Consider the following 25,872-nt stretch of genomic DNA (forward strand, 5'->3'; position numbering starts at 1 on the left):
GCCCATCCGCCCTGCCTTGCGTACGAGTGTCAGAAGGTGGAGGCGATGTCGTCGTACGTGGCCTCGTCGATCAGGCCGGAGTCGTCGAGGACGTTCTGGTGGTCCAGGACGGTGAGATTGACCTCGGAGGCGAACCGGCGCACCACGGAGTTCTTGGTGCTGGCGCGGACCTGGGCGATGGTGACGAAGATCTTGCCGTGGGTGCCGCGGAGGATGTTGGCGAACTTCTTGTCGAAGTCGGCCCCCTGGGCGTTCTCCAGGGTGCGGACGAAGCCCTGTTGCTCGGGGCTGGCCTCGTCCGGGATGGAGACGTTCAGTGCCTCGGCGGTGTTGCGGACGAACTCATCCAGCTTGGAGTGTCCGTCCATCACGTGCATACCCGCCCGTTTGACGGCCTCGCTGGTGGCATGGGTCTGGGCGAGCCGACCGGCCGGGGCTTCCCACAGGTTGGCCTGCCGTACCTTCACCAGGAACTCCATGTCCAGCTTGCTCACCGGGCCGGCCGTGGTGACGACGTCACCGGGGGCGGCCGGCTTGGCGCTGGGGAAGCTCGCCGAGGAGTTCTCCGTGGCGTTCGCATCGCCCCGGGTGGCCCAGACGATGGCTCCGGCGATGACGGCCAGGGCGACGAGCAGGACGCCCGCGATGGTGAGGTTGCGTGAGCGGCCGGGTACTGACCGGGCGTGCGCGGTCATGCTGCCTCCTGGATCGGGAGTGCGTCCGCCCGCTGGGAGACGGACGCAAGCGTCGTGGCACGCAGAACGCTAGGCATTTAGACACTGCAAAATTTGCGCTTTGATTAAGGGTGCGGAACCGATGGCGGGAGTCCCTCCGATCCGTTACAGTCCCGCTCCCTGGCGGCGTGACACCGTCACTGGAGAGCGACCGATGAGGACCCGACGTATGCGGGTGCGCTCGGCCCCCGGGCTGCGCAGGGCGGCGTTCCGGGCGCCGATCCTGCTCCACCGGTGGCACCTGGGCCCTGCGACATCCGCGCCTGACCCGCGGGCTGTGGCGCGGACTATGGCGAGCGCCGCTGGGCGGCCTCGGGAGTCGGCCGTGGTGGTGGCGTCGGCGCATGGAGGGCGTTCAGGACGGTCTGGTGGGTGAGCCAGCCGACCGGTTCGCCGCGGTGCTCCGCGTCCAGTACGGGAAGCCCGGTGCCGTCGGCGGTGACCAGGGTGTGCAGGGCCCCGCTCAGCGGCGTGCCGGTGGTCACCGCCGGGGGGTGTTCGGCGAGGTCGGCGACGAGGCGTGGGGTGGCGCGCGCGTCGAGGGCGGGATCCGGTTCGGTGAGCGCTTCGGCGACGGCGCGCGCGGTGACCACACCCGCATAGCCCCCGTCCCGTCCGGTGACGGGCAGGCTCCCGTGCCCGGAGCGCGCCAGGAGATCGGCGGCGTCCTTGAGCGGCAGGGTGCCGGACAGCGCGGCGGGCGGCTCCTCCATCACCTCCCGTACGGTCGCTCCGGCCAGCGGGGACTCCAGGCGCGCGGTGTCCAGGTCGATGCCGCGGCGGCGCAGCTTGAGGGTGTAGATGGTGTCGTGTGACAGCAGGCGGCTGGTGAGCGTGGCCAGGACGATGGCGAGCATCATCGGCAGGATGATGGAGTACTGCCCGGTCAGCTCGAACAGCACGATCACGGCGGTGATGGGGGCGCGGGCCGCGCCCGCGAAGGCCGCGCCCATGCCGACCAGCCCGTAGGCGCCCACCGCTCCCGCCGTGCCGGGCAGGAGCTGGTGAGCGGTGGCACCGAACGCGGTTCCGGCCATGGCGCCGAGGAAGAGGCTGGGCGCGAACACCCCGCCCGAACCGCCGATGCCGATGGTCAGACTGGTCGCGACGATCTTGCCGACCAGCAGGAGCAGCAGCAGACCGACGGTGTACTCGCCGTCGATGGCGTTCTCCAGCACGGGATAGCCCACCCCGTACATCTGGGGCAGTACCAGCAGCAGACCGCCCAGCAGCAGGCCGCCGACGGCCGGGCGCAGCCACTCCGGGCCGCGCCAGGCCCAGTCACAGGCGTCCTCGATCAGGTACAGCACCCGGGTGAAGGCCACCCCGACCGCGCCCGCGACGATGCCGAGCAGCGCGAACAGCACGTACTGCGCGGAGTGGCCGACATGGAAGGCGGGCAGGGTCAGGAACGCCTCGTCCCCCAGCACCGCGCGGCCGATGACACTCGCGGTGACGCTGGACAGGACGACGGCGCCGAAGGACTCCACGGCGAAGTCCCGCAGGATCAGCTCCATGGCGAAGAACACCCCGGCCAGCGGGGCGTTGAAGGTGGCCGCGATCCCGCCCGCCGCGCCACAGGCGACCAGCAGCCGCCTGCGGTCCTCCGGCACCCGCAGCACGCCCCCGACGGTGGAACCGAGCGCCGAGCCGATCTGCACGATCGGCCCCTCCCGGCCCACCGAACCGCCAGAGCCCATGCACAGCGCCGACGCCAGCGCCTTGACCACCGCGACCTGCGGGGCGATCCGGCCACCGCGATGGGCGACCGCGTACATCACCTCCGGTACGCCGTGCCCGCGCGCCTCCCTGGCGAAGCGCTGCACCAGCGGCCCGTACAGCAGCCCGCCGACCACCGGCGCCAACACCACGAACCACGGCCCCAGCCACGGCACTCCCGGATGGGCGGCGTGCCCGGCGGCTGAGTAGTCGGCGTGCCCCGACAGGAGCCGTGTGAAGGACTGGATCAGCCACCGGAAGGCGATCGCCCCCAGCCCGGCACCACACCCCACCACCAGCGCGAGCCCGATCACACTCCCCAGGCCCGACCGCATGCCGCTCAGGAGCCGGGCGCCCGCCGGCGTGGGGGAGGGGGTTCGCCGGAGGCCGATCGTTTCGTCGCTCATCTTTGCATTATGCAAAATAATAGATGGAGCGTACAGGCGGTATGGCCGGGCCGGGTGGGATGATCAGTGCGGAGCGTTTCCTCCGTGCCGCCGGAGCCGCCGCCGGATGTCACCAGTTGGCGTGTGCCTGGGAGGTGTTGGCCACCGTGGGCTCGCCGCCCGCTTCGGTGAACGCCTGCAACGCGTCGATCAGATGGCGACGCTGGCCCGGTGGCATGGCCTCGACGATGCGCGCGATCTCCTGCCGCCTCCGATCCGTGGCCTCACGCACGATCCGTCGGCCTTCCTTGGTGAGCGAGATCACGCTGGTGCGCCGGTCCTCCGCGGAGACGCCGCGCGCGACCATCCCCGCCGCGACCAGGCGGTCGATCATGCGCATCGCCGTCGACGGCTGCACCTCCAACTCCGCCGCCAGTCCGGACAGGCTCAGCGGCCCCCGGCCGTCGAGGACGACGAGCATCCGGAACTGCGGCAGCGTCAGGGACTCCTCCACCGCGGCCAGCGACCGGGCGGAGACGGCGACCAGCAGCCGGGACGCGGTCAGCAGAGCGGAGACCATCGCCTCGGCATCGGACGCGGAAGCTGGGGAAGAGCGACGCGGCATACGCCCTTTCTACCCTCCCGACCGCCCCTACGGGGCACGGCCGACCTGGCCCACCGGCCGGCGCACCATTCCCATACGTTGCCGACGACGTTCTACGGGGGTTCGGCGGCCGGGGGTCGGCGCCGCCGGCGAGGGCCTTCTCCAGGATGCGGTCTTGCCGCAGCCGCGTTCCCATCACCGCCTCAGCCAGGGTGGTTGGGGCACGCGGCTTGCGATGACCTGGCCTGGCCCTGGCCGTTCGGAGACGGCGGGTGACCCGCGTCTTTGCCGTGGGCGGGTTCGGCGGGCCGCGATCGGGGAATTGCGGGCGGATGCGGCGCGGGTGGCGGCCGAGCCCGCCGTGCGGCGCTGTCTACGCGGCCTGGGTGAGTTCGGCGCGTCCGAAGAGCAGGGCGTAGCCGGTGGGGAGTTGGTGGAGGATGCGGGTGAGCAGGTCGGGCCCGGCGCAGGCGGCGACGGCGCAGAAGACGGAGCCGGTGTCCCAGCGGGTGGTGGCCAGGGAGGCGCCGGTGCGGGCGGCGAGGTCCTTGACGAAGGACCAGCCGGTCAGTGGCTGGGGGTCGGGTATCTGCTCGGTCAGTACGAGTGCGGCTTCCAGGGGCAGGCAGGCGGCCAGGTCGACGCGTTCGTCGCCGGTGAGCTGGCGTCCCAGTCCGGCGAGGACCAGGCGGACGGCCTCGTCGGCTCGCTCACGGGTGGGGTAGGCGCCCTCGTAGCGGACCTTTTCCAGCATCTGCTCGTATGCCGTCGAGTACGGCTGCTGGGGAGGTGCCTGCCGATCGGAGATCACTGGGGTATTGCCTTTCTTGCTGTTGCCGGTGTTCGGGCACCGGGGTGCGGGATGGTCAGGTGGGTTGCGGGCGGCCGAAGTGCGGGTTGTAGCCGACGGGTAGCTGGAGCAGGATCTGGCCCGGCAGGTCTTCGTCGGCGGCCTCGGCGACGGTGGACAGCATGGCGCTGAGACCCCAGGCCGGGGTCTGCTCGGTGGCGCCCTCGACCCACGCGGCGGTCGCGCGGACGAACAACTCCCGGGGGCAGCGGCTCCGCGCTCTGCGGCGGGTCGAGCAGGTTCAGGGCGAACGCCTCGGACAGGCGCACCGCCGACTGAGTGCGGACGTCGCCGACCAGGCGGGCGCAGTGCTGTCCCGGTCGTCGCCCCTTTGTGTTGTCGGGCTGTCCGGGGGGTGCGGAGGGCGGGGTGAGGGGGGATTCAGGTGTCCGCCCTCCGTACCCGTTCGGTTGGTGTCAGCCGGAGATTTCCTTGTGGCTGGATCCGGCGCCGATGGAGATCTTGCGGGGCTTGGCGCGTTCGGCGATCGGGATGCGCAGGGTGAGTACGCCCGTGTCGAGGTCGGCCTGGATGTGCTCGGTGTCGAGGGTGTCGGCGAGGACGATCTGGCGGGAGAAGACCCCCAGTGGCCGCTCGGACAGCTCCATCTGGACGCCGTCGGTCTTCGCCGCCGGCCGCCGTTCGGCCTTGACGGTGAGCATGTTCCGTTCGACGTCGATGTCGATCGCGTCCGGGGTGACGCCTGGGAGGTCGAAGGCCACCACGTACTCGTCGCCGTCGCGGTAGGCGTCCATCGGCATCGCCGAGGGGCGGGACCAGGTGCCCGGGCCCATCAGCTGCTGCGCCAGCCGGTCCAGGTCACGGAAGGGGTCAGTGCGCATCAACATCGTGAAAACACCTCCAGCGGGTTCAGGCAGTTGCTGCCAATGCGCCTCACTGGCACCGTTGTATCATGTCGTCCAATGGATGACAAACACGATGTCGTCTATGCGATGACAAGGAGAGGGAGGTGTCCGTGACCGCAGCCGACCAGCCGTCCACGACCAGCACGAATGCCCACAGCCCGGCGTCGTTCCTCGCCGCCGCGGCGGCCCTGCACGCCATTGACGACGCCCTGCGCGAGGCCAGGCAGGAGTCCGCGGGCACACAGGATGCGCCCGGTCCCGGGGCGGAGCAGGCGCTGGCCTCCCTGATGCTGCTGCGGCAGGTGCGCGAGCGACTCGCCGGATGGGAGACCGGCCTGATCGAAACCGCCCGCGAGGCGGGAGCCAGCTGGGCCGACCTCGCCCACCCCCTCGGCGTCGCCAGCCGCCAGGCCGCCGAACGCCGCTACCTGCGCGGCCGCCCCGGGCCCGCCGGAACCACCGGCGAACAACGCGTCCAGGCCACCCGCGAACACCGCGCCGCGAAGCGCACCACCGCCACCTGGGCCCGCCGCAACGCGGCCGAACTGCGCCGCATCGCCGGCCAGATCACCGCCCTCACCGACCTGCCCACCACGGCCCGACTCCCACTCAGCCAGCTCCACGAGGCCCTCGCCCACGACGACCCCGCCGAACTCATCGATCCCCTCAACGCCACCCGCCCCCACCTGACCACCACCCATCCCGACCTCGCCGCACAACTCGACACCCTCACCCACCCCTAAACCCACCCAACTCCCCCCTCACAGCAAACAGCCACCGCCCGGAACAGGACCGGGGCGAGGACTCCGCGACCTGGATCCATCTCGCCCTGGCCCTCGTCTCGGACCACTACGAACTCTCCTCCGCCGGCGATCTACTCGGCCTCCAGTGGTCGAGACTCCGGGGCGCGACATCGTCGAGGGCATCTGCGGTCTCACCGGTGAGGCTGACCGATGCGGTACTCGGCGATGCCGCGGCCGGGCGGTCCTTCGTCGTGCCGCCGGCCACCAGCGGTCAGCCCTCGGGCAAGCCGTCGTCTGCCCACCGAGTTGCGTGCTCCTGGACGAATGCGGCGAAGGTGCGGGGTGGACGGCCGGTCAGGTCCAGCACCGCGGTGCTGACCTGGTCTTCCTGACCAGCTCTGATGCCGTCTTCCACAGCGGCGATGGCGGCGGCGAACTCGGCAGAGGTGCCTGCGGCCCGGTAGTTGGCCGCCTGCTCGTCGGTCCCGATCCTCACCACTCGTACCGGCCGTCCGGTGCGGGCGGAGATGATCGCCGCCACGTCCTGGTAGCTCAAGGCCTGCGGCCCGGTGAGCAGGTGGTCACCCTGCTCGCTCGGTTCGACGCGGGGGTCGGCCAGCAGGACGGAGGCGGCCGCCGCGATGTCCCGCGCGTCGATCCAGCCCACCCGGCCGTCCCCGGCGGCGGTGCGGATCTCGCCGTGCCGCCGGATCCGCTCGCCCACCGGGTGTGGGCTCAGGAAGTTCTGCATGAACCCGGACGCGCGCAGCACCACCCACCCTGGCCGGGCCCGCACCCGCGCCGCCAGCTCCAGCGCACTGGGAGCGTTCGGCAATACGACTGCGGAGCCGAGAAGCACTACCCGACGCACGCCGAGACGTTGCGCCTCGGCCAGGAACGGACCGACCAGCGGCATCGGGTCCACCGTGTTCACCGGAGGCACCAGGAAGACCCGGTCCACCCCGCGCAACGCGGCCGGGTGGGTAGCCGGGTCCGCCCAGTCGAACCGGACCGCGTCCAGAGCACCGCCAGACGGGTGCCGGCTGGCCACCCGGACCGGTACACCGTGGCCCCGCAGCAGTTCCACCAGTGCGCTCCCGGTCTTCCCGGTGCCGCCGGTCACCAGCACGCCGGTCATCGGGCCGTCTCCGGGCGCAGCGAATCGAGCAGCTCGGGCAGCGCCCCGGCCGCTGTGGCATTGGCCAGCGGATTCCAGTAGTCCCGGAAGCGGGTGATCAGACCGTCCTGGACGGTGATCACCACGATGTAGTCCATCCGATAGGGCTCTCCGGTACGCACCGAGCGTCCCATCGCGTGGTACTCCACCACAACGGTGTCCGGGCGCTCCGTATGGTGCACGGTGATCGCGGGTATATTTCGCACGTCATACACCTCGGGGAAGCCGATCAGGTAGCCACGGACCGCTTCCCGTCCGACCAACCGCCGCGGCGAGGCCCCGGCGGCGAACGGGAACTCGGCAGTGCCGTCTTCGGCCCACAAGTCGGCGACGGCGTCCATGTCCTTGGCCAGCATCAGATCCAGCAGTCGGCGCATCGTTTCCTCGGGAGCGCGCAGCATGATGTCCTCCAAGATTCAACGGGGTGTGGGGTCCAGACTGTGCGCGGACCTGCCGCCGGGGGAACTGACGGCTGAGCCCCGGACCGCCAGTCCGTGGCTATGCCGGGCACCTCCTGCCACCATGAATGGGGTGAGCAGAAGCGAACTGGCCGACTTCCTGCGCCGCCGGCGAGAGGCACTGCCCCCGGACCAGGTGCCGGCCGCGGCCATCCACCCGCCGGGCCGCCGTGCCCGGCGCACCCCCGGACTGCGCCGCGAAGAGGTGGCCGCACTGGCCGGGGTGTCGGTCAACTACTACGAGCGGCTGGAGCAGGCCCGCGCACCCCGCCCGTCCCCGCAGGTACTGGCCGCGCTGGGGACGGCACTGCGGCTCACCGACGCCGAACGCGAACACCTGGCGCGGCTGGCCGGCCAGATCCCGCCCGGCACGAACGCCGATCGTAGGCCGGTGCCCGACGACGCCCACCGGCTCCTGAACCGGCTCGGACCGATACCCGCCTACCTCGTCGACGAGCGGCAGGACATCGTGGCCTGGAACACAGCGGCAGCCGAGTTGATCACCGACTTCGGGCTGCTGCCCCCCGAAGAGCGCAACACCGTGCGGCTGTCCCTCCGGCTGGGCGGCTCCCTCTGTTCAGCACCAGTCGGCACCGAGGGCGAGTTCACCCGGCAGTCCGCCGCCCAACTGCGCACGGCCAGCGCCCGCTACCCGGCCGACCGCGCCCTCGCCGAACTGGTCAACGAGATCGCCGCGCACAGCCCGGACTTCGCCGCCGGCTGGCGCGACCACGACGTACGACCCGTACCGACGCTACGCAAGCTCCTGCACCACCCAGAGATGGGCGAACTGGAGGTGGAACGCCACGCCCTGCTGCTGCCCGGCACCAACCTGCAACTGGTGATGTACACGGCGGAACCCGGCAGTCCGACCGCCATCGCACTCGCCCGGCTCGGAACCCCCGCGGCGAGCCCTTCGCCGACCTGTAGCCGCAGGGTTGGGGAGGGCGGGGGCAGACATGAGCGGAGCCCCTGAAGGATGATGCTGTCGGCCTCGTACTCCAGCTCTGCTCCCAGGCCCAAGGGGTGCGGAGCCGGCACATCCTCAGAGGCGCCGGTGAGGTGGGCACCGCTGGGGATCGTGGCCTTCGTGGCCCATACGTACCTGGACGGCGTTCCCACCGCGGGCAACGACCTGGTGCTGGTGGGGGCACTGATGGGCGTGGGCGCCGTGCTGGGCGTCGCGGGTGGTGTGTGTACACCCGGGTCCGGGCACTCGGCGGACACGTTGGTCAAGGCCGGTGCGGTCTCGGTGGTTCTCTGGGTGCTGGGCATGGGCGCGCGCATGGGGTTCCAGTTGTGGGTCGAGCATGGCGGTGGCGCCGACGACGTGGCCCGGTTCAGCGTCGCCCACCACATCGCGGGCGACCAGGCATGGGTGGCGGCGTTCGTCCTGATGGCTCTCACCGAGGTGGTCACGCGGCTGGCCACGATCTTCCTGCGCGGTCGGCTGGTGCCCCGCGAGCGGCCGGCGCCGGCGGCGGACCACCTCCTGGCCCGACCGTGAGCTATGGTCTGGCCGTGCCCCCAGTCGAGCCCGCGTCCTCTCCCGCGTCGGTGCCACCCCACGGGGTCGAACCGCGGTCGATGCCGGGACGGGACCCCCGTGTGCAGTGGGTGCTGACCCTGGCCGTCATCGGCGCCGGGATCCTGACGATCCGGCCGATGGGTTTCAGCGGGCGGGGGCTGGCGGTCGCCGTCCTCTTCGTGCTCAACTGCCTGGCGCTGCTGGCCCGAGGGCTGCCCGAGGCCAGGGTCACGGAGCGGGTCGCCGTCGTCTGGCTGTCTCTGGGGATCGTCGCGTCGGCCGCACTGATCGCCACCGGCCGCAGTGGATCGACCTACCTCTTCGCCTTCTTCCTCGCCGGACACAGCGGATACCGGCTCCGGACCAGACCGGCTGTCGTCCTCGCGCTGTCGTGCAGCGTGCTGTGCGGCGCCGTCCTGTACTTCCGTCTCGGGCCCGGTCACCACCTGGTGCCCTGGGAAATCGGCCTGGCCACCGGCGTCCCGGTCCTGGTCGGGATCGCCAATCGCAGTCATCACCAGGCCGTGCAGTCGGGGCTCTCGGCGGCGGAGTCCGCCGAGAGCGCCGCCCGAGCGGAGGCCCAGGCAGCGGTGCTGACCGAGCGCAGCCGGATCGCCCGGGACGTGCACGACGTCCTGGCGCATTCGCTGGCCGGGATCAACATGCAGCTGGAACTGGCCGACGCGCTGCTCGACACCGGTGACCTGGAGAGGGTGCGAGAGGCCAACGGCAAGGCCCACAGCCTGGTCAAGGAGAGCCTGAAGCAGGCGCAGTGGACGGTACACGCCCTCCGCGAGGACTCCCTGCCGCTGCTGGAGAGCCTGACCGCGATGCTGTCGTCGTCCGGCCACCGCGATGCCCTCACCGTCACCGGGACCGTCCGGGAGGTGCCGGCGCAGGTGACCCAGAACCTCCTGCGGATCGCCCAGGAGGCGCTGACCAACGCGGCCCGGCACGCGCCCGGCGGCGATGTCGGCGTGGAGCTGACGTTCGCCGTCTCGTCGACGACACTGAGGATCCGCAACCGTGCCGCCACCCGCCCGGTCGACGCGGGCGTCGGCAGCGGGATGGGACTGATCGGGATGCGCGAACGGGTGGCCCTGCTGGGCGGAACCCTCACCGCGGGCCCGGTCACCGAGGGGCTCGACCAGGGCGGCTGGCAAGTGGAGGCAGCGATCCCGCAATGACCGAACCCGCCGGAGACAGCCGGACGTTGAGGGTGGTCGTCGCCGACGACCAGGCCGCTGTCCGGGAGCCGCCGGCCGCGCAGCAGGTCGGGGCGGGCGTCGGCGATCGCGAAGGCCCGACTGAGCCCTTCTATCAGTGCCCGTCGATCCGGAGAGCCGTGCCCGGTCATTCCGTTGAAGCGGCCGCGGCGCGTCGGCCGGGCCGAGGCGGCGCTGTACCGCCTCGATGCTCGTCCGGGTTCCGCCGGTATGCCGGTGCGCCGGGTCGACATGGACGGCGACCACCGGGCCGACCTGACCGTGGCCGCGCCGGGCGACGACAGGGTTCGCAGCTCCGCATGGCTGCTGCCGGGGACGGACCAGGGGCTGTCGGACGACGGCGGCACCCGGCCGTACGGCGACAGTTTCGAGCGCACCGGGAAGCTGGACCTCTCTATGGGAGGCGGAGGGATCGCCCGCCAGGGCTCGGCCCGGCCTTCGCGCAGCTGTTCGCGGGGAGCATGCCGCTCCCGGGCGGTTCGCGGCGGAGAAGCCGTCGGGCCGGTGGCGGGGTGCCGGTGCGCACCGGATGCGGTGGGCCCGGGTGCGGGAGCTGACCGTCGTGGGCAGGGGGCGGTGTCGACAGTCGTAGCCGGAGCCGGAGCCGGAGCCGGGGCGACAAAAGAAATCACCCAGTGAGGGCGGTGTCAACGGCGGGTCGATCTCCGGCGGGCCGGGGTTCCAGGCGGGTGTGCTGCTCGTGTGCCGTTGGCGTGCCGGAGGTCGCCGCGGGTTCCATGTGCGGGATGACCGGGGGTGCTTGGCGGACCGCAGTTGGACGACGGCGTGTCGGTGGCGCGGGTGACGGCCTCGCCTCGAGTGTCGGGGCATGGGCTCGGGCGGGTGGTGGGCCAGGATGCGTGTGCGTACGCCGCCGCGTAATGGGGGGGGGGGTGCGCCGGTTCGGCCGCGGCGCGCCTGGTAGTGGTCTCGCCGCCGGGCGGTCTCTGCGGCCCTGTCCGCCGGGCCCGGCGGCGGCCCTCCGCGGATTCTTGGCATGGTCTCCTTCCGCCCGGGCTGTCCTGACCGGCGCGGCGGGGAGCGCCGCTGTCCGTCGTTCCGCCGACTGGATGCCCGTCGGTACGCGCGCCTTTGGCGGCACGGCGAAACCGCTCGGTGGCTGTGGCCGACGTCGGCGTCCAGGCCTGGGTGGAGCGCTTGCGGGTCCGGACCGCGGGCCTGGTCGTATGCGCTACCGCTGGCGTGGCGGTCGGTGTCGCGTGGCGGGCGGGTCAGGGCATCGGCGTGTGGTGGGGGGCGGGCAGCGGTAGGTCGTGGCTGTGGGCCCGGATCGTCGCTCGAGTGCGCGGGGGTTGCCGCTTGCGCGGATCGGGTGCCGTGGCGGTCCGGTACCGCGGCCGTGGGCGCCGTGGCGGCCGCCGCTGTCCTGGCCCGTCCTCGGGCGGTCAGCCGCGGCGTGAGAAGTAGATGGTGGCGAGGATGTAGGTCACCCCGCCTGCCGCGCACAGCACATCCCAGGGGTGACCGCTGTGTCCGCGGATCAGTTCGGTTACGAAGCCGGCCAGGAGTACCAGTACGAGAACGTTCAGCGTGAACGCGGATGCGCGTTGGTTGATGGCTCGGCGGCGCTCATCCGTGGTCTGGCCGCGCAGCAGCGCGGCGGACTCCGACCGGCGCGATGCCATGACGAGGATCAGCACATAGGCGGCCATGATGACGAAGCCGGCAACGGCCATTCCGGGGTCGTTCCGGGCCAGGAAGACCGCGATGAAGCCGACGCCCATGGCCAGCCCCACGACCGGAACGGCCCAGCGCTGGCTGCGGGTGGTCTCTGGGGTCTGGTCAGTCGGCATGGAAGATCTCCTCAACTGTTGTGCCGAAGTACCGGGCCATACGGATCGCCAGGGGCAGTGATGGGTCATAGCGGGACTGTTCGATGGCGTTGACCGTCTGCCGGGAGACGCCCAGCGCCCGCCCCAGCTCCTGCTGGGAGAGCCCCATGGCCATGCGCCGCTGGCGTACCTCGTTCCGCATGTATGGAAAGTAGGCTTTACATTCCGGAGGTGTCAAGTGACCTTTACATCGCGGGGGTCTGGCGAGGAAGCTCCGAAAGGGGGTCGTGACCTTGATCATGGCGGCGGTGCTGGGGCTGACGTTCTTGTTCGGTTTCGGCAACGTATGGACCTCGGCGCTGCGGTTGGGTGTGCCGCCGTGGGTGACTTGGCCCGGTAGGCACCGGAGACGCGCCGGACGAGCCCGGGGTCGTCCACCGGCTGGAAGGTGACGGACAGCCGGACCCCGGCCACCTCCACCTCGGTGTCCGCCAGCCGCAGGACCCGCAGGCCAGCCCCTGCGGGCACCTGTGCATTCACTGCCCTTCCGGCCACGAGCAAATCCGCGCTCCAGCTGGAGGCCATCGGCACACCGGAGGGCAGGGCCCGGTACAAGGCGAGGCGGGCGGTGCACTCGTTGATGATGCCACCGAGGATCCGGGGACGGCTTGCGGGCCCGGTGGGGTAGGAGCCCGCGGACCGGCTCTGGTTCTCGGCGCCGTCCTCGCTGATGCCTCGGTGGCGCTGGGCGCAGGTGTCTCCCGTGACGTCAGCCACGTTGCTCGGTTCGCACGGAAGATTCGTCGCACGCAGGTGTACAACGATCGCCGGGCAAGCCGGGCCGGCCACCGACGGGGACGACGGTAGGGAGCACACCCTCGTGGAGCGGTGGTACGGGTGATCGAGTGCCGCGGCGACGGTGGCGAGGTCATCCGGCTGCTTATCGACCTGGGGTCGGCGGAACTCCCGGCCAAGGAGGTCGCGGGGGCCTCTTGCGGAGCACCGTGCCGGGGCGGTGCGTCGTGAAGGTGCCGTCGCGCAGTACGGGGCGGCCGTTGACGAGGACGTGGCGGATGCCCTGGGCGTAGGCGAGCGGTGCGTCGTATGTGGCGGTGTCGCTGACCGTCTTGGGATCGAAGACGGCGAGGTCAGCGACCATGCCTTCGCTGAGGGTGCCTCGGTCGGTGAGGCCGAGGCGGGCCGCGGGCAGTGCGCTCATCTTGCGGATGGCGTCCTCGAGGGTGAGGATCTGGCGGTCGCGGGTGTACCGGGCGAGGACCCGGGCGAACGTGCCGAAGTGACGGGGGTGGGGGTGGCCGTCGGTGGCCGTGTCCAGTTCCCAGCCGTCGCTGACGACTGCGCTCAGGGGGTGGCGCAGCACCGTGTCCACATCCGCTTCGGACATGGCGTGGTTGACGATCCATACCTGAGCCTGGTGGGCACGCAGCACGTCGAGGGATGCCTCGGCCGGGTCGCGGCCGGTGGCGACGGCGATGTCCTGGACCGTGCGTCCCACCCATGAGGAGTAGCGGCCCGGTGGCATCGCGGCGATGACGGTGCCTTCGGGCAGGAAGGTGTGTCCGGTCTTCGCCCGGAGTTCCGCGGCGATCGCCTCGCGGGTCTTCGGGTTGTCCAGTCGGGCGAGGAGCGCGTCGAGGCCACCGTCCAGCGCCCAGTCGGGAAGGCGGGAGGTGAGCCGCGTAGAGGATGCGGCGTAGGGGTAGACGTCGCACGCCACATCCAGTCCTTCCGCGGCGGCGGACTCGATGAGGGCCAGTGCCTCGTGCACCTTGCCGTGGTTGGCGGGACCCATCGCCTTGAGGTGCGAGACCTGGAGGCGCACGCCGCTGCGCCGGGCGGTGTCCAGGGCTTCGGTCACGGCTTCGACGAGATGGTCGCCCTCGTCACGGATATGGGTGCTGTAGAGCAGCCCGGCCCGACGGGCCTCGGTAGCCAGTGCCACGACCTCGTCCGTACCGGCGAACGACCCCGGGGCATAGATGAGCCCGGTGGACATGCCGAACACTCCCTGTTCGGCGGCTCGCGCGAGGAGTTCACACATGTGGGCCGTCTCGTCGGCCGTCGCGGGGCGCAGTTCGGTGCCGACCGCGGCGATGCGGAGGGCCGAGTGGCCGACGAGAGCGGCGAGGTTGACGCACGGTTCGGCCTCCTCTACCGCGCGGGCGAAGCCGTCGAAGTCCTCCCAGGGCATGTCGGCGCTGCCGCCGCGGGCGAGTGTGGTGTCGATCGCGTGGCGCCGTTCCGGGGTGATGGGGAAGGGGGAACTGCCGCAGTTGCCCGTGACGATGGTGGTGACGCCTTGTCTGATGCACGCTTCGGCAAGGGGCGCGTCGCGCACGGTGAAGTCGGCGTGCGAGTGCAGGTCGATGAAGCCGGGCGCGACGACGTGGCCCGTGCAGTCGAACACCTCCCGCGCGGTGGCGTTGGGCGCGGCCCGGCCGAGGAGGACGATCCGGTCGCCGCGAATGCCGACATCGGCCCGCCGGGCGGGGCCGCCGGTGCCGTCGATGACGGTCCCGCCGACGGCGAGTACATCGAATTCGTACAACTTTTTTTCCTTCGCGGTGGAATGCGGTGCGCGTACCTGGGAGCCCAGCCGGTCAGAGGAGCAGGGCGAGGATGAGGGCGTACATGGCCGCTGCCGGGATGAGGAGCGTCCAGCCCACCGTGAGCAGCGTCCTCAGCCGGGTGCCTTCGGCGAAGCCGAGAGCGGCCATCATGTTCGCGTTGGGGTAGGGGCCGTAGGTGTCGGCCTTCGACCCCCACAGGTAGGTCACCGCCCAGGCGGTGGGCGTGAGGCCGATGCTGGTGCCGAGCGGTCCGAAGACCTTGTTGAGCAACACCACGTGCGCGGCAGTGGCTCCCGGGACGCCGAGCCAGCCCAGGAGCGCCACGGCGATGGCGAAGGGCAGTGGGGCCAGGCCGTGCAGCTGGGGGCCGAAGCGGTCCAGGAGAACGTCGTAGGGCTTGAGTTCGTTGACCGTCAGGAAGAACGCGGCGAGCATCCAGAACAGCAGGAACGTCTCGACCATGCGTGCCGCGCCCCGGCAGAACGCGTCGATGGTGTCCTTGACGGACAGTCCCCCCGCGGCGGCGGTGAGCGCGGCCATGGTGGGCAGGGCCAGCAGCGGGAACGCGGTCCCGGACTTACTGGCGGTGGCATACCCGACGGAGACCCCGAGCCCCACCGCGAACGCCCAGGTGGCGCGCACACCACGGGCTCCGGACGGCTCGTCTCCCGCACCCGTGTCGATGTCCTCGTAGAAGTCGTCGCCGGCGGCCGCCGAGCGGCGCTGGACGCGTGGGACGACGACGAGCGAGAGGGCCAGGGACAGGACGACGAGCGGGCCCGCTCCGACGAGTACGTAACGGCCGTAGTCCAGGCCGGAGGCGTCGAGGATGGCGATGTTGGATCCGGCGAAGGGGGCGAGGGCCAGCCCAGCGCAGCCGCCGAGGAACATGACGGTCGCGGTCGTGGAGCGGGTGAGACCCGCGCGGGCCATCACGGGGACGACGATCGGGGCCGCGATGGCCAGCGCTCCGGCGAGGGTGCCCAAGGCGAACGTGAGGACCAGACAGGACATCATCACGCCGATGTGGAGGGCGAGTTGGCTGTCCCGGCGGGCCATGCGCAGGATCCCGTGGACCAGGATGCCGGCCGCGCCGGTCTGCCGCAGCACCTCGCCCAGACCGGCGCCGAGCAGGCAGATGAGCCCGATGAGGGTGACGGTATCGCCGAGCGAGGTGCCGAGGAGGGTGCCGACGTCGGTGGGTGAACGGTGGACGAGGAGGATCGCGGCCAGCAGGGAGACCACGGTGGCCAGCAGAAGGTTCATGCCGCACAGCGAGAGCACCGCGTACATGCCGATCGGGAGCAGGCCCCAGATCGTCGGCGCGTGGATGACGAAGCCGAGTATCAGCGCGGCGATCAGTCCCGCGACGGCGATGGCGTAGGGCGCGGCGGCTTTGGCCGCGGGCATACGGCGGACGGTCGTCGCGGGCTCTTCGGTCAGTGCCACGTCAGTCTCCTGTCGGTACGAGCCGCGCGTGGGACGCGTCGCTGTCCGCCTCGCCGAAGTCGCTGAAGAGGAGCGCGTCCGCCTGGTCGACGCCGCTCTCGGCGAGGATCTCGGCGAGGGTCTGCTCCCGTCGGACCGTGGCGAACCGCAGGTCCGGTCCGTGCGTGGTGAAACCGTGCACGGCGGGCCGGGCGAGGCTGTTGTACGACCAGGGGGTGGAGAAGTAGTAGCCGCCGGTGTCCAGCAGCACCACGATGTCGCCGGGTGCCAATTCGGGCAACCCGCGTTCGCGGGCGACGAGGTCGCCGGCGAAGCAGCACGGGCCCGCGACGTCCTGAACGCGCTCGGGAGCGTGTCCCGGCCGGCCGTCGCGGTCGTACACGGCGATCCGCAGCGGCCACGCATCCGGCATGAAGACGGTGCGGGTGGCGATGTGCGCGCCCGCGTGCGTCAGTGCGATACGGCGGCCACCGGTGTCCTTGGTGTACTCCACGACAGCGGCCGTGAAGCCGTTCTTGGCGACCAGGGAACGGCCGAACTCGGTGACCAGGTCGTAGCGTCCGCTGAGGAGTCCGGGAACCGCGGCGCGCAGCTGCCGGACGTAAGTCTCGTACGTCGGGCGGATCTCGTCGTCGGCGAAGTTGACCGGCAGGCCGCCGCCGATGTCCAGGCTGGTCACCTGCTGCCGTCCCGCCGCCGCGTTGATCTCCTCGGCGAGTTCGAACGTGGCGCGCACCCCTTCGGCGATGAGTTCCAGGGAGCATCCCTGCGAACCGACGTGTACGTGCAGCCGGGTGAGCCAGGGCCGCTCGGCGAACGTGTCGAGGACGCGCTGCCGTGCCCCGGGATCCCGCAGTGGCACGCCGAACTTCGAATTGGGCGAGGCGGTGCTCATCGCGTCGATGGCTCCGGCGCCGACCTGCGGGTTGATCCTCAGCCCGAGCACCGAGGTGGTCTTGCCCACCGCGAGCAGTTCACCGATGCGGTCCACCTCGGCGAAGTTGTCGGCGTTCACCGCCACTCCCAGGGCGAGCGCGTGGGCCAGTTCGGCGCGGGTCTTCGCCGGTGAGTCCAGCACGATGCGTTCCGGGGGGAAGCCGGCAGCGACGGCCTGGGCCAGCTCGCCGGGGCTGGCGACCTCGCACCCCATGCCGGACCGGGCGAGCAGCCGCAGCACGGGGACCAGTGACGCGGCCTTGGCCGCGAACGTGTGCAGTACCGGCGCGTCACCGAAGGCCCGGTGCAGGTCGCGCACGGACTCCTGGATCCCGTCCGCGTCGACGAACCCTGACACCAGCTGGGCCGGGCCGACCAGACCCGACCGCACCGCCTCGCGTACGACCCGGTCGCGCCGCTGCCGGCCGCCGTCCTGGTCGGCTCTGGCAATCCTCACGATCTGTGACCTCCTCGATGACACCAAGCGTGTACGGGCCACCAGAATCCACAGACCGCGTGGAGCGGCCGCCGATACGCAGCATTCCGTCACGACAGCCCGGTAAATCGGCACTGTCCACCACACGCACACCGTGATAAGCAGAGGCATGCCGCACGAATCCGTCGACGAGAAGGATCTGGAGCTGATCAACGCGCTCCAGCTCACTCCCCGCGCCTCCTGGGCCCAGCTGGGCCGGGCCCTCGCTCTCGACCCCGTGACGGTGGCGCGTCGTTGGCAGCGGCTGACCGAGGCCGGGCTGGCGTGGGTCACCTGTGTGGTCGGCCCCTCCCTGCACGGCGAGTTCTGCATGGCGTACGTCGAGATCGAGTGTGCGCCCGACCGGTTGGACGACACGGCCACCGCGTTGAGCGCCGAGCCCCAGGTGCGCTACGTCCACCACCTCACAGGCGTGTACGGGCTGCTGGCCGTGGCGGCGTTGCGCACACCCGCGGAGGTGTCGGGCTACCTGCGCGGCTTGGTCGGGCGGCTGCCCGGTGTCCGGGCGTACCGGGCCGAGATGCGGACCGTGGGCTACAGCGAGCCGAGCCGGTGGCGGTTGCGCAGCCTCGAACGGTCGCAGCAACGCGCGCTGGAAGCGGGCCGCACACCCTCCGCGACGGTGGGCGGTGTTCGAGTGGACGCCGTGGACCGGGAGCTGTACCGCCTGCTGCACGAGGACGGCCGTATGTCCTACGCCGAGCTCACCGAACGCGCCGGGATCAGCGAGCCCACGGCGCGCCGCCGTGTGAAGCGCCTGCTGGCCCACCGGTTGCTCCGGCTGCGCTGTGAGATGGCACAGTCCCTGTCGGGCTGGCCGGACACGGCCGTCCTGTGGGCGAACGTGGCACCGCAGCACCTGGAGGCCACGGCGCGCTCGCTCACCGCCCTCCCTGACGTGCGCCTGTGCTGTGCCCTCACGGGACAGCGGAACCTCCTGCTGATGGTCTGGCTACGGTCGCTCGGAGATCTGCCGCGACTGGAGGCGACGATCACTGAGCGCTCTCGTCACCTCACCATCGTGGATCGGGCCGCCTGCCTGCACACCGTTAAACAGATGGGCCGACTGCTCGACAGCGAGGGGCGTAGCGTCGGGCATGTGCCACCCAATGTGGAGGTGTTCCCGAACACCTGAAGCGATCAGGCCGCAGTGGGCGGAATCCCGGTGCCAGGCTCGGTGGTACGGCTGCCTGTCACCGAGTCCGGCCCGGTCATACGTGAAGTCCCGTAGCCGACGCGCGCCGCGTCGGCTACGGGAGTTGACAGCGATTCTCAGAGGTGTTGTTCGGTGGCGCGGGTGCGGTGGTACTCGTCCTGGCGCTCGTCTGTGATGTAGGAGGGCACCGGGAAGTCCCACCAGCCGGGCACCCAGGGGCCGGCGGCATCGCGATCCGTCGGAACTTCCACCAGGGCGGGTTCGCCCGACTGCACGGCCTTGTGCAGGGTCGATTCCAGCGAGTCGGCGTCGGTCACCTTCCATGACTCGATCCCGAAGGACCGGCCCATGGCGGCGAAGTCCGGGCTGTACGGTGCGCCGTCGGGGTACGAGAACTCGACGCCGATGTGCCGGGAGGTCTGCTTGCGCTGGCCGCCGCGGATCGACATGTAGCCCGCGTTGTTCTGAACGACGAAGACCACGGGTGCGCCCGCGGTCACGCTGAGTGCGATTTCCTGGGCGGTCATGAGGAAGTCACCGTCGCCGAGTACGCACACCACCGGGCGGTTTGGCCGGCCCAGCTTGGCCCCGACCGCAGCCGGGACGGCCCAGCCCATGGAGGAGAAGCCACCCGAGGTGAGATGGGTGCGCGGAGAGTACACGGGGAACGTCTGCTTGACAGCGCCCTGGGTGTTGCCGGAGCTGGCAACGATGATCGCGTCGCGGGGGAGGACCGAGCGCAGGGCACCCAGCGGGCGCTGCGATGTGAAGGGGAAGCGGTTGCTGTCCCGGCGCCCGGCGAGCTTTTCCTCCCACTGCTGCTTGAGCGTGGCCAGTTCGGCCATGTACTCGGGACGGTCGGCGCTCTTCGTGGGCAGGGAGTCCACGAGCGCCGCCACGGCCCGTTGGGCGTCGGCGACGATACCGACCTCGGCCGGGTAGTTCTTGCCGATCTCGTGGGGGTCGATGTCGATGTGGATGAGCTTCGCCGGGGGGATGGAGAAGCTGATGCCCTTGGCGTAGCTGGAGGCGGACCAGTCGGTGAAGCGGCAGCCGACGGAGATGACGACGTCCGCGGAGCTCGCGATCGCATTGCCGATGGGCGTGCCGGTCTGGCCGACGCTGCCGGCGAACAGTTCGTGGTCCTCGGGGAAGGCGCTCTTGCCGTTCCACGTGGTCACGACCGGGATCTGCCAGCGTTCGGCGAGCGCGCGGACCTGGTCGGAGGCTTCGGAGGTGATGGCCCCTCCACCTACGACGATGACCGGGCGGGTGGCGGTGCGCAGTACCTCGACGGCGCGATCCACCGCCTCGGGGTCGGGGTGCTGGCGGCCGACGGGAATGCGGCGCTCCAGGTCGTGCAGTTCCATATTGGCCGCCTCGGCCTGGACGTCCATCGGTACTTCGAGATGCACGGGGCCTGGCCGGCCGGTCAGCATGGAATTGAAGCAGCGGTGCAGGACGAAGGGCAGTTCCTCGACGCGGGTGACCACCCAGTGCCGTTTGCTGACGGCCTCGGCGACCTTGGGGAAGTCGTTGGCCGTATAGCGGTCGAGCTCCTGGAGCAGGCCGTGGCCGCGCATGTGGGTGGGCGGGCCGCCGGTGATGACGAGGACGCTGGTCGAGTCGGTGAACGCGGTTCCCATGCCGATGACGGTGTTGCTGGCACCAGCCCCGATGGAGGTCACCGCAGCCTGTGGGCGGCCCGTGACCCGGTAGTAGCCGTCCGCGAGGTGGACGGCGCTCTGCTCGTGGAAGGTCTGGACGAACGGGATCTTCGATTCGTCGTCCAGGAAGGCGTCGGTCAGTGACCAGATGCCGTGACCGGGGATGCCGGCCACGTAGTCGACCCCGTAGTTGCGCAGGGTCCGCGCGACGATCTGGCCTCCGGTGAGGACAGGCATGTGGTTGCTCCCACTCAGCTTGGTTCGGTTCTTGTGGTCAGTCGCCCCGGCGGGCGGCCCAGCCGAATCCCTGTCGGCACAGTCGGGTCACGTCCGGGTTTCGCAGATCGTCGAGGTCGTGTCCGACCGCGCTGTAGAAGACGCGGCCCCGCCCCCAGGTTCGAGTCCATGCCTGCGGAATGGTCATGCCCTCCAACCAGGGCAGCACCTCGCCGGTGAACGTGGTCTCCGCCAGGACGTGGTTGTTCGGATCGACCGACATGTAGTACTGCTCGGAGGCCACCTGGAAGTCCTTGACCCCGGCGGTGACCGGGTGGTCGGTGTCCGTCACGGTGACGCGGTACGGATACTTCACCCCCTCTCCGGCCGGGTGCTCGAGGAAGCTGCCCCCGATCAGCCAGTGGTACTTCAGGCTCGTCCGGAACGCGGCCGCCGCGCCGTGCCAGGCGGCGATCCCGGTGCCCGCCTCCACCGCCCCGAGCAGACTCGTCTCCTGGGCGGTGGTGAGGCCTTCGGACAGCAGGGCGTTGTTCCAGTTCAGGGCAATGAGGTCGTAGCCCGTGAGGTCGGCGTCGAGCGCGAAGACGTCGTTGGTCCTGTCGACGTCGAACCCCAGATCTTCGAAGATCGGGAGGGTCCATTCGTCGGCGATCTGGTAGGGCCTGTGCCCCGGCCAGCCTCCGTTTCCGGAGCGGTGGACTTGCGCTCCGGCTTCGCCGTCAGCAGGTACACGAGGCCCACGGCCGAGACGATGAGGAAGCCGATCAACGCGATCCACCGGTCCAGGAAGGGCGTGCTGTCATCGCCGGTGGGGGCGGCCAGAAGAGTCATCCCCAGGATGCCGTAGACAAGGGCGGCCACGTTGACCACGGCTCCCCAGCGGCCCAGGGTCCAGGCTCCGGCAGGACGCCAGCCCTTGAGTCGCATTCGCAGCGCGGCCAGCACGACCATCATGAAGGCCGCGTATCCGGCCAACATCTGGAAGGCCGCGATCTTGACGAGAGAGTCGGGCGAGACGTACACGAAGACGAAGAGCAGAAGCGGTGCGACATTCACGGCCAGCAGCGCGTTTATCGGAACGAGGTGCTTGCGGGGATCGGCGGCAGTACCCAGAAAGGCCGACGCGCTGCTCCATCGCAACCCGTTGCGCTGCGTGACCTGGTGGTAGCCGACGCCTTCCTGCTCCGGCCCGTTGAAGTCCGGGCCAGGCACTGCGCGCCATCGAGACCGGCGCCCGCTCCGCGCTCGGCGAACTGCGTCTGCCGCTCCGCGCGTTCCGTCCCGATACGGAGGAGGACGGGACGGGGGAGCAGCGGGAACCGGGGCCCTGGCCGGCGCGCCTGGAGGAGCTGGCCGAGACGGTGCGCGCGACCGGGATGACCGTACGCCTCCACCGCGAGGGAACCACCGGTACGCTGCCGGCCGCGGTGGACCTGGCCGCCTACCGGATCGTTCAGGAGGCCCTCACCAACACCCTGCGCCACGCGCCCGCCGCCAATGAGGTAAGCGTGCGCATAACAGCCGGAGCGAAGCACCTGGGGATCACCGTGACCGACAACGGGCTCACGCCGCAGCGTGGTTCGCCGCACAGCAGCCCAGCCACCGTGGGAGCGGACGCGGCCTGGTGAGCATGAAGGAACGCGCCAGGTTCGTAGGCGGCAGTGCCCGCACGCCGCCCCCTGCCCGCAGGTGGGTGCGAAGTGGCTGCACAGGTGGCGGTGGGGGACGTCTCATGACGCTGCGCGTGGTGGTGGCCGACGAGCAGGCCCGGGTCCGTACCGGATTCCGTCTGATCATCAATGCCCGGGAAGACCTCGGGGTGGCCGGCGATGCTTCCGACGGCCAGGAAGCGGTACGGCTGACCCGGGAACCGGCCCCGACGTAGTTCTGATGGACGTTCGCATGCCCGGCCTGGAACGGCATCGGGGCCACCCGGCACGTGGCGTTTGTGAATGATTCCGTTGATCACCTGTCGGTGGTCCCGTCACCGGCCGCAGCGGTTGTCGCTCCTGGGCAGCGAAGGCTCCAGCACTGCCCACTCCTCATCGGTGAGATCCCCCTGTTGAGCACGCCCCTGGCCTCTCTTTCAGGCGGCGTTCGCGTCCGCGAGTTGGTCGGTTACGGTGCGGGGTTCCCGGCCCAGCAACTCGGCGAGCAGCGGATCGACTCCCGCGAAGCGGCCTTGCCGGGCGGCCTGGAAGGTGGTGAGCGTCATCCGCGCCATCGCCTCCGGAGTACCGGCGGCGACCTTGTCTGCGATCCAAGCCTCGTCGTCCATCGTGACGCGCGTGATCTCACGGCGGGCGGTCTTCGAGGCCATGGCGGCGACGTCGTCGAACGTCACGGCCTGACGGGCGGTGAGCGTGACCGGGCCGTCGAAGGCCCGGTCACCGGCCAGGATGACCGCTGCCGCTTCGGCGGCATCTGCCCGGTCGGTCCAGGAGACCGGTCCGTCGGCCGGGGCCGTGATCGTGCCGGTCTGCTGCCACGGGCCCAGCAGCCAGGCGAGGCTGTGGGCGTAGAAACCATTGCGCAGTGCCGTCCACGCAACACCCGAGCCGTCCAGAAGCTGCTCGGTGGCGGCGTGGTCGCGCGCCGGGTGGAAAGGACTGTCGGCGCTGGCGCCCTGGTGGCTGGTGTAAAGGATGCGCTGGGCTCCGGCTGCGACGGCGGCCTCGATGCCGACGCGGTGCAGCGCGACCGCATCGGCATGCGGATCGTTGGAGGAGACGAGCAGGACCTGCTCCGCGCCCTCGAAGGAGTGCCGCAGCGCCGCCGGGTCCTCGTAGGAACCCTGGCGTACCCGCACGCCGCGGTCGGCGAAGTGCTGCGCCTTGGCGACATCGCGGACGCTGACGCCGATCTGCTCGGCGGGCACGCGCTTGAGAAGGTGCTCGACGGTGGCGCCGTTCAACGCGCCCGTCGCTCCGGTGACGACGATCATGAAGGTGTTCCTTTCGTTCCCGCGGTGCGCCGGGCGCATGCGGGGCTGGTGTCAGTGGCCGCGCAAGAGCGGCAGAAGGATGTCGTCCACGAGGTGCCCGATGAACGGTTCATCGCACGGCTCACCCGCGATCACGATGCGGTGGACGATCACGGCCGGTGCCACCTCGGCGAGGAGCTCGGCAGCCCGGGGGGACAGCTCTTCGCCGTGCCGGATCGCCTTGCGCAGCGGCTCGTCGGTCATCGCCGCCTCATCGCGACGCAGAATGCGACGCATCTCCTCCGCGAGCCGCGCGTCACTGCGCATCCCGGCGAACAGCGCCCCCAGCAGGCCGATCTCCTGCTCGGCGATCTGCCGAGCCAGCCAGCTGACGAGCCCGAGGAGATCTCCTCGAAGATCACCCGCCACAGGCTCGGGAGGCGTGGCCTGCGAGCGGTGCTCGACGGCCGCCGCGACCAGCGCGGCCTTGTCGCGATAGCGACGGTAGATCGTCGTCTTCGCCGCCCCGGAACGACTCGCGACCGCCTCCATGGACAGCTGCTCGTAGCCCACCTCGGTCAGCAGCGACAGCGTCGCGTCAAGAATGCTCAGGTCACGGCTGGTGTCGCGCGGCCGCCCCATGACGGATGGCCGCACCGTGCCGCCGTTTCGTGAGCCACTCGATGCGCGTGCCACGCCTACTCCCACTTTCGATACGCTACGGTTGCGTATCGAAAGTAGCTCGGAATATGGTCTCCGGCAACTCGGGCGCGCTGGGAGTTTTCTGCCGCAGGAGCCGGGCTTCGGCTTGGGGATGACTGCTGGCGACGGCTGCGGGGCTGGAACGAGGCCGGGGTCTGGCAGCGACTGCACGAGTTGCTGCTCTCCGAGCTGCGGGGGCGTGACACGCTGGACTTCTCCAGCGCCGCGGTCGGCTCCAGTCACATCCGTGCGATGAAGGCCGGGCCCGCCACTGGATCGTCCCCGGCGTACCGGGGCAATTCCGGCAGCAGTCATCACCTGATCGTCGAGGCGCACGGTGTCCCGCTCGCCGCGATCACCACCGGCGGCAACCGCAACGACGTCACCCGACTGATCACGCTTATCCAGATCGTCCCGCCGATCCGTGGCGAGCGCGGTCAGCCACTGCGCTGCCCGAAGCACTTGTATGCCGACCGCTGCTACGACCACGAGGTCTACCGGGACAAGGTCCGTCGGTTCCAGATCACCGCGCACCTCGCCGGGCGCGGCACCGGGCACGGCTCCGGGCTGGGGCTCCGGGCTGAGAGCTCCGGGCTGGGGGTGTACCGCTGGGTCGCGGAAGGAGCGATCGCGCTGCTGCATTGGTTCCGCCGCCTGCGCATCCGCTGGAACATCCGCGACGACAGCCACCACGCGTTCGTCGCCCTCGGCTGCGCCGTCATCTGCTGGCGCCGACCGCGCACCGCACCCTGTTGGGAGTGTGGGCGGGCGATCGCCCAGGGATGGCCTCCTCGACGCGTCAGAACGCATTCGCGGCAGTACCGGGCCCGCGCAGCCTCACATGCGGGATCTCAGCACGTCGACCTCGCAGCCCGGCGCGAAGGGGTCGAAGCCGTGCTCGACCAGCCAGCGGACCGCCAGCAGGCTTCGCAACGACCACCACCCGCGGATCACGTCGAGGTCGATGTCGGTGCCGTAGCCGGCGATGACGTCGTCGAGGTGCTCCTCGTGTCCGAGCGTGAAGGTGGCGAGGTCGTACAGGGCATCACCCTGGCCCGCCTCGGACCAGTCGATGATGCCCGTGACCTCGTCGCCGTCGACGAAGACGTGCGCGATCTGCAAGTCGCCGTGCGTGAACGCCGGAGTCCACGGCCGGAGTGCGGCCTCGGCGACCTGGCGGTTGCGGGTGACCAGGTCGGCGGGCAGGACGCCGTTCGTCACGAGCAACTCGCACTCGTCGTCGAGTTCCGCCGCCAGCGCGACGATGCTCCGCCCGGCCCGGCCGGGCCGGGGCGGCAGCGGCGCGTCGTGCAACTTCCGGATGGCGGCGCCCGCCGCGGCCCATGCCGCCGGCGACCCGTTCGACGGCCCGCCGAGGCGCCCAAGCGTCGTCCCCGGGAGTGCGGCGATCGCGAGCACGGGCGGCTTGCGCCACAGGACCTCCGGGGTCGGGACCGGCGCGAGGGACATCGCCTCGACCTCGACCTCGATGCGCGCCTGATCGGCGTCCACCTTCAGAAACACACCGCCGACGCGCAGGGTCGCGCGCTCGGAATGGGCGACGACGACTTTGACCTCATCCATGGCCGACCAGTATCCCGGGGATGATCGCCGACGTCGCCGGGTTTCTC

At 70.7% G+C, this 25,872-nt stretch carries 24 protein-coding genes and 2 pseudogenes; 8 read left to right on the forward strand and 18 right to left on the reverse strand.

Translation table 11 applies throughout. The features are described from left to right. Positions 1-29: 29 nt before the first annotated feature. The 6 genes and pseudogenes from ABD329_RS02230 to ABD329_RS02255 all read right to left on the reverse strand — a co-directional run bounded on the left by ABD329_RS02230 (position 30) and on the right by ABD329_RS02255 (position 5,141). On the reverse strand, positions 30-695 hold the full coding sequence (locus tag ABD329_RS02230) for a DUF4142 domain-containing protein (RefSeq protein WP_344315843.1): 666 nt from the start codon (positions 693-695) through the stop codon (positions 30-32). Between the two features lie 326 nt (positions 696-1,021). Continuing rightward, positions 1,022-2,788 carry a chloride channel protein gene (locus ABD329_RS02235; protein ID WP_344315852.1) on the reverse strand — a complete coding sequence of 589 codons (1,767 nt, stop codon included), beginning with the start codon at positions 2,786-2,788 and terminating at the stop codon, positions 1,022-1,024. A 181-nt stretch (positions 2,789-2,969) separates the two neighbouring features. Continuing rightward, positions 2,970-3,464, reverse strand: a complete 495-nt coding sequence (locus tag ABD329_RS02240; RefSeq protein ID WP_344315844.1) for a MarR family winged helix-turn-helix transcriptional regulator — start codon at positions 3,462-3,464, stop codon at positions 2,970-2,972. A 352-nt stretch (positions 3,465-3,816) separates the two neighbouring features. Continuing rightward, positions 3,817-4,254 carry a DUF2267 domain-containing protein gene (locus tag ABD329_RS02245; RefSeq protein WP_344315845.1) on the reverse strand — a complete coding sequence of 146 codons (438 nt, stop codon included), beginning with the start codon at positions 4,252-4,254 and terminating at the stop codon, positions 3,817-3,819. 55 nt (positions 4,255-4,309) lie between these two features. Further along, a pseudogene (locus ABD329_RS02250) lies at positions 4,310-4,598 on the reverse strand (DUF2267 domain-containing protein); the annotation flags it as partial. A gap of 111 nt (positions 4,599-4,709) precedes the next feature. Beyond that, positions 4,710-5,141 carry an Hsp20/alpha crystallin family protein gene (locus ABD329_RS02255; RefSeq protein WP_344315847.1) on the reverse strand — a complete coding sequence of 144 codons (432 nt, stop codon included), beginning with the start codon at positions 5,139-5,141 and terminating at the stop codon, positions 4,710-4,712. A 128-nt stretch (positions 5,142-5,269) separates the two neighbouring features. Between ABD329_RS02255 and ABD329_RS02260 the strand changes: the two genes are divergently transcribed. Further along, the gene (locus ABD329_RS02260) at positions 5,270-5,902 is read left to right on the forward strand and encodes a type III effector protein (protein WP_344315853.1); all 633 of its coding nucleotides are present in this window, start codon (positions 5,270-5,272) and stop codon (positions 5,900-5,902) included. A gap of 271 nt (positions 5,903-6,173) precedes the next feature. Here the strand turns inward: ABD329_RS02260 and ABD329_RS02265 are convergent, their stop codons facing one another. Both ABD329_RS02265 and ABD329_RS02270 read right to left on the reverse strand, forming a co-directional pair. Continuing rightward, the gene (locus tag ABD329_RS02265) at positions 6,174-7,040 is read right to left on the reverse strand and encodes an NAD-dependent epimerase/dehydratase family protein (protein ID WP_198282114.1); all 867 of its coding nucleotides are present in this window, start codon (positions 7,038-7,040) and stop codon (positions 6,174-6,176) included. Next, on the reverse strand, positions 7,037-7,480 hold the full coding sequence (locus tag ABD329_RS02270; protein ID WP_198282113.1) for a nuclear transport factor 2 family protein: 444 nt from the start codon (positions 7,478-7,480) through the stop codon (positions 7,037-7,039). The genes ABD329_RS02265 and ABD329_RS02270 overlap by 4 nt, the downstream gene beginning before the upstream one ends. Positions 7,481-7,610: 130 nt before the next feature. Between ABD329_RS02270 and ABD329_RS02275 the strand changes: the two genes are divergently transcribed. The 3 genes from ABD329_RS02275 to ABD329_RS02285 all read left to right on the forward strand — a co-directional run bounded on the left by ABD329_RS02275 (position 7,611) and on the right by ABD329_RS02285 (position 10,252). Then, positions 7,611-8,513 carry a helix-turn-helix transcriptional regulator gene (locus ABD329_RS02275; RefSeq protein WP_344315848.1) on the forward strand — a complete coding sequence of 301 codons (903 nt, stop codon included), beginning with the start codon at positions 7,611-7,613 and terminating at the stop codon, positions 8,511-8,513. An 81-nt stretch (positions 8,514-8,594) separates the two neighbouring features. Continuing rightward, positions 8,595-9,044, forward strand: coding sequence for a hypothetical protein (locus tag ABD329_RS02280; protein WP_309142965.1), 450 nt, complete (start codon positions 8,595-8,597; stop codon positions 9,042-9,044). 101 nt (positions 9,045-9,145) lie between these two features. Then, on the forward strand, positions 9,146-10,252 hold the full coding sequence (locus ABD329_RS02285; RefSeq protein WP_344315854.1) for a sensor histidine kinase: 1,107 nt from the start codon (positions 9,146-9,148) through the stop codon (positions 10,250-10,252). Between the two features lie 1,445 nt (positions 10,253-11,697). Here the strand turns inward: ABD329_RS02285 and ABD329_RS02290 are convergent. From ABD329_RS02290 to ABD329_RS02310, 5 genes are all read right to left on the reverse strand, one after another. After that, entirely contained in the window at positions 11,698-12,105 is a 408-nt protein-coding gene (locus ABD329_RS02290) for a DUF2178 domain-containing protein (RefSeq protein ID WP_198275850.1), read from the reverse strand. Next, on the reverse strand, positions 12,095-12,286 hold the full coding sequence (locus ABD329_RS02295) for a helix-turn-helix domain-containing protein (RefSeq protein WP_198275849.1): 192 nt from the start codon (positions 12,284-12,286) through the stop codon (positions 12,095-12,097). Before ABD329_RS02295 ends, ABD329_RS02290 begins: the two co-directional genes overlap by 11 nt. A 738-nt stretch (positions 12,287-13,024) precedes the next feature. Continuing rightward, positions 13,025-14,653, reverse strand: coding sequence for an N-acyl-D-amino-acid deacylase family protein (locus ABD329_RS02300; RefSeq protein ID WP_198275847.1), 1,629 nt, complete (start codon positions 14,651-14,653; stop codon positions 13,025-13,027). A 52-nt stretch (positions 14,654-14,705) separates the two neighbouring features. Next, positions 14,706-16,124, reverse strand: a complete 1,419-nt coding sequence (locus ABD329_RS02305) for a Na+/H+ antiporter NhaC family protein (protein WP_198275846.1) — start codon at positions 16,122-16,124, stop codon at positions 14,706-14,708. Between the two features lies 1 nt (position 16,125). After that, positions 16,126-17,517 (reverse strand): type III PLP-dependent enzyme domain-containing protein, encoded by a 1,392-nt coding sequence (locus tag ABD329_RS02310; RefSeq protein WP_198275845.1) that lies wholly within the window; start codon positions 17,515-17,517, stop codon positions 16,126-16,128. Between the two features lie 148 nt (positions 17,518-17,665). Here ABD329_RS02310 and ABD329_RS02315 point away from each other — a divergent pair, with 148 nt between their 5' ends. Beyond that, a complete protein-coding gene (locus ABD329_RS02315) occupies positions 17,666-18,691 on the forward strand; it encodes an Lrp/AsnC family transcriptional regulator (RefSeq protein WP_198275844.1) in 1,026 nt (341 codons plus the stop codon). Between the two features lie 137 nt (positions 18,692-18,828). Here ABD329_RS02315 and ABD329_RS02320 read toward each other — a convergent pair whose 3' ends face one another. Together ABD329_RS02320 and ABD329_RS02325 are read right to left on the reverse strand one after the other, a co-directional pair. After that, a complete protein-coding gene (locus ABD329_RS02320) occupies positions 18,829-20,616 on the reverse strand; it encodes a thiamine pyrophosphate-binding protein (protein WP_198275843.1) in 1,788 nt (595 codons plus the stop codon). A 37-nt stretch (positions 20,617-20,653) separates the two neighbouring features. Further along, entirely contained in the window at positions 20,654-21,394 is a 741-nt protein-coding gene (locus ABD329_RS02325) for a ThuA domain-containing protein (protein WP_309142646.1), read from the reverse strand. A gap of 583 nt (positions 21,395-21,977) precedes the next feature. Between ABD329_RS02325 and ABD329_RS02330 the strand changes: the two genes are divergently transcribed. After that, positions 21,978-22,244 carry a sensor histidine kinase gene (locus ABD329_RS02330; protein WP_198275842.1) on the forward strand — a complete coding sequence of 89 codons (267 nt, stop codon included), beginning with the start codon at positions 21,978-21,980 and terminating at the stop codon, positions 22,242-22,244. A 104-nt stretch (positions 22,245-22,348) separates the two neighbouring features. Next, positions 22,349-22,501: a response regulator gene (locus ABD329_RS02335; RefSeq protein WP_246618267.1), complete on the forward strand. Its 153-nt coding sequence runs from the start codon at positions 22,349-22,351 to the stop codon at positions 22,499-22,501. A gap of 201 nt (positions 22,502-22,702) precedes the next feature. Here the strand turns inward: ABD329_RS02335 and ABD329_RS02340 are convergent, their stop codons facing one another. Both ABD329_RS02340 and ABD329_RS02345 read right to left on the reverse strand, forming a co-directional pair. After that, a complete protein-coding gene (locus tag ABD329_RS02340; protein ID WP_198275841.1) occupies positions 22,703-23,560 on the reverse strand; it encodes an NmrA family NAD(P)-binding protein in 858 nt (285 codons plus the stop codon). 51 nt (positions 23,561-23,611) lie between these two features. After that, positions 23,612-24,235 (reverse strand): TetR/AcrR family transcriptional regulator, encoded by a 624-nt coding sequence (locus ABD329_RS02345; RefSeq protein WP_344315849.1) that lies wholly within the window; start codon positions 24,233-24,235, stop codon positions 23,612-23,614. A gap of 51 nt (positions 24,236-24,286) precedes the next feature. Between ABD329_RS02345 and ABD329_RS48125 the strand changes: the two are divergent. Beyond that, a pseudogene (locus tag ABD329_RS48125) lies at positions 24,287-24,958 on the forward strand (IS5 family transposase); the annotation flags it as partial. Between the two features lie 120 nt (positions 24,959-25,078). On the opposite strand, the gene ABD329_RS02350 reads toward ABD329_RS48125, so the two are convergent. After that, the gene (locus ABD329_RS02350) at positions 25,079-25,825 is read right to left on the reverse strand and encodes a phosphotransferase family protein (RefSeq protein WP_198275840.1); all 747 of its coding nucleotides are present in this window, start codon (positions 25,823-25,825) and stop codon (positions 25,079-25,081) included. Positions 25,826-25,872 lie beyond the last annotated feature (47 nt).

Origin of the sequence: Streptomyces javensis (assembly GCF_039525925.1) — a bacterium.
Lineage (GTDB): Bacteria > Actinomycetota > Actinomycetes > Streptomycetales > Streptomycetaceae > Streptomyces > Streptomyces asiaticus.

Excerpts from the sequence above, each read along its gene's own strand:
- ABD329_RS02335 (WP_246618267.1), top strand. The coding sequence starts at position 22,349 with ATGACGCTGCGCGTGGTGGTGGCCGACGAGCAGGCCCGGGTCCGTACC.
- ABD329_RS02340 (WP_198275841.1), bottom strand. The coding sequence starts at position 23,560 with ATGATCGTCGTCACCGGAGCGACGGGCGCGTTGAACGGCGCCACCGTC.
- ABD329_RS02235 (WP_344315852.1), bottom strand. The coding sequence starts at position 2,788 with ATGCGGTCGGGCCTGGGGAGTGTGATCGGGCTCGCGCTGGTGGTGGGG.
- ABD329_RS02255 (WP_344315847.1), bottom strand. The coding sequence starts at position 5,141 with ATGTTGATGCGCACTGACCCCTTCCGTGACCTGGACCGGCTGGCGCAG.
- ABD329_RS02320 (WP_198275843.1), bottom strand. The coding sequence starts at position 20,616 with ATGCCTGTCCTCACCGGAGGCCAGATCGTCGCGCGGACCCTGCGCAAC.
- ABD329_RS02270 (WP_198282113.1), bottom strand. The coding sequence starts at position 7,480 with ATGCTGCGCGCTCCCGAGGAAACGATGCGCCGACTGCTGGATCTGATG.
- ABD329_RS02350 (WP_198275840.1), bottom strand. The coding sequence starts at position 25,825 with ATGGATGAGGTCAAAGTCGTCGTCGCCCATTCCGAGCGCGCGACCCTG.
- ABD329_RS02315 (WP_198275844.1), top strand. The coding sequence starts at position 17,666 with ATGCCGCACGAATCCGTCGACGAGAAGGATCTGGAGCTGATCAACGCG.
- ABD329_RS02265 (WP_198282114.1), bottom strand. The coding sequence starts at position 7,040 with ATGACCGGCGTGCTGGTGACCGGCGGCACCGGGAAGACCGGGAGCGCA.
- ABD329_RS02240 (WP_344315844.1), bottom strand. The coding sequence starts at position 3,464 with ATGCCGCGTCGCTCTTCCCCAGCTTCCGCGTCCGATGCCGAGGCGATG.
- ABD329_RS02290 (WP_198275850.1), bottom strand. The coding sequence starts at position 12,105 with ATGCCGACTGACCAGACCCCAGAGACCACCCGCAGCCAGCGCTGGGCC.
- ABD329_RS02230 (WP_344315843.1), bottom strand. The coding sequence starts at position 695 with ATGACCGCGCACGCCCGGTCAGTACCCGGCCGCTCACGCAACCTCACC.
- ABD329_RS02295 (WP_198275849.1), bottom strand. The coding sequence starts at position 12,286 with ATGCGGAACGAGGTACGCCAGCGGCGCATGGCCATGGGGCTCTCCCAG.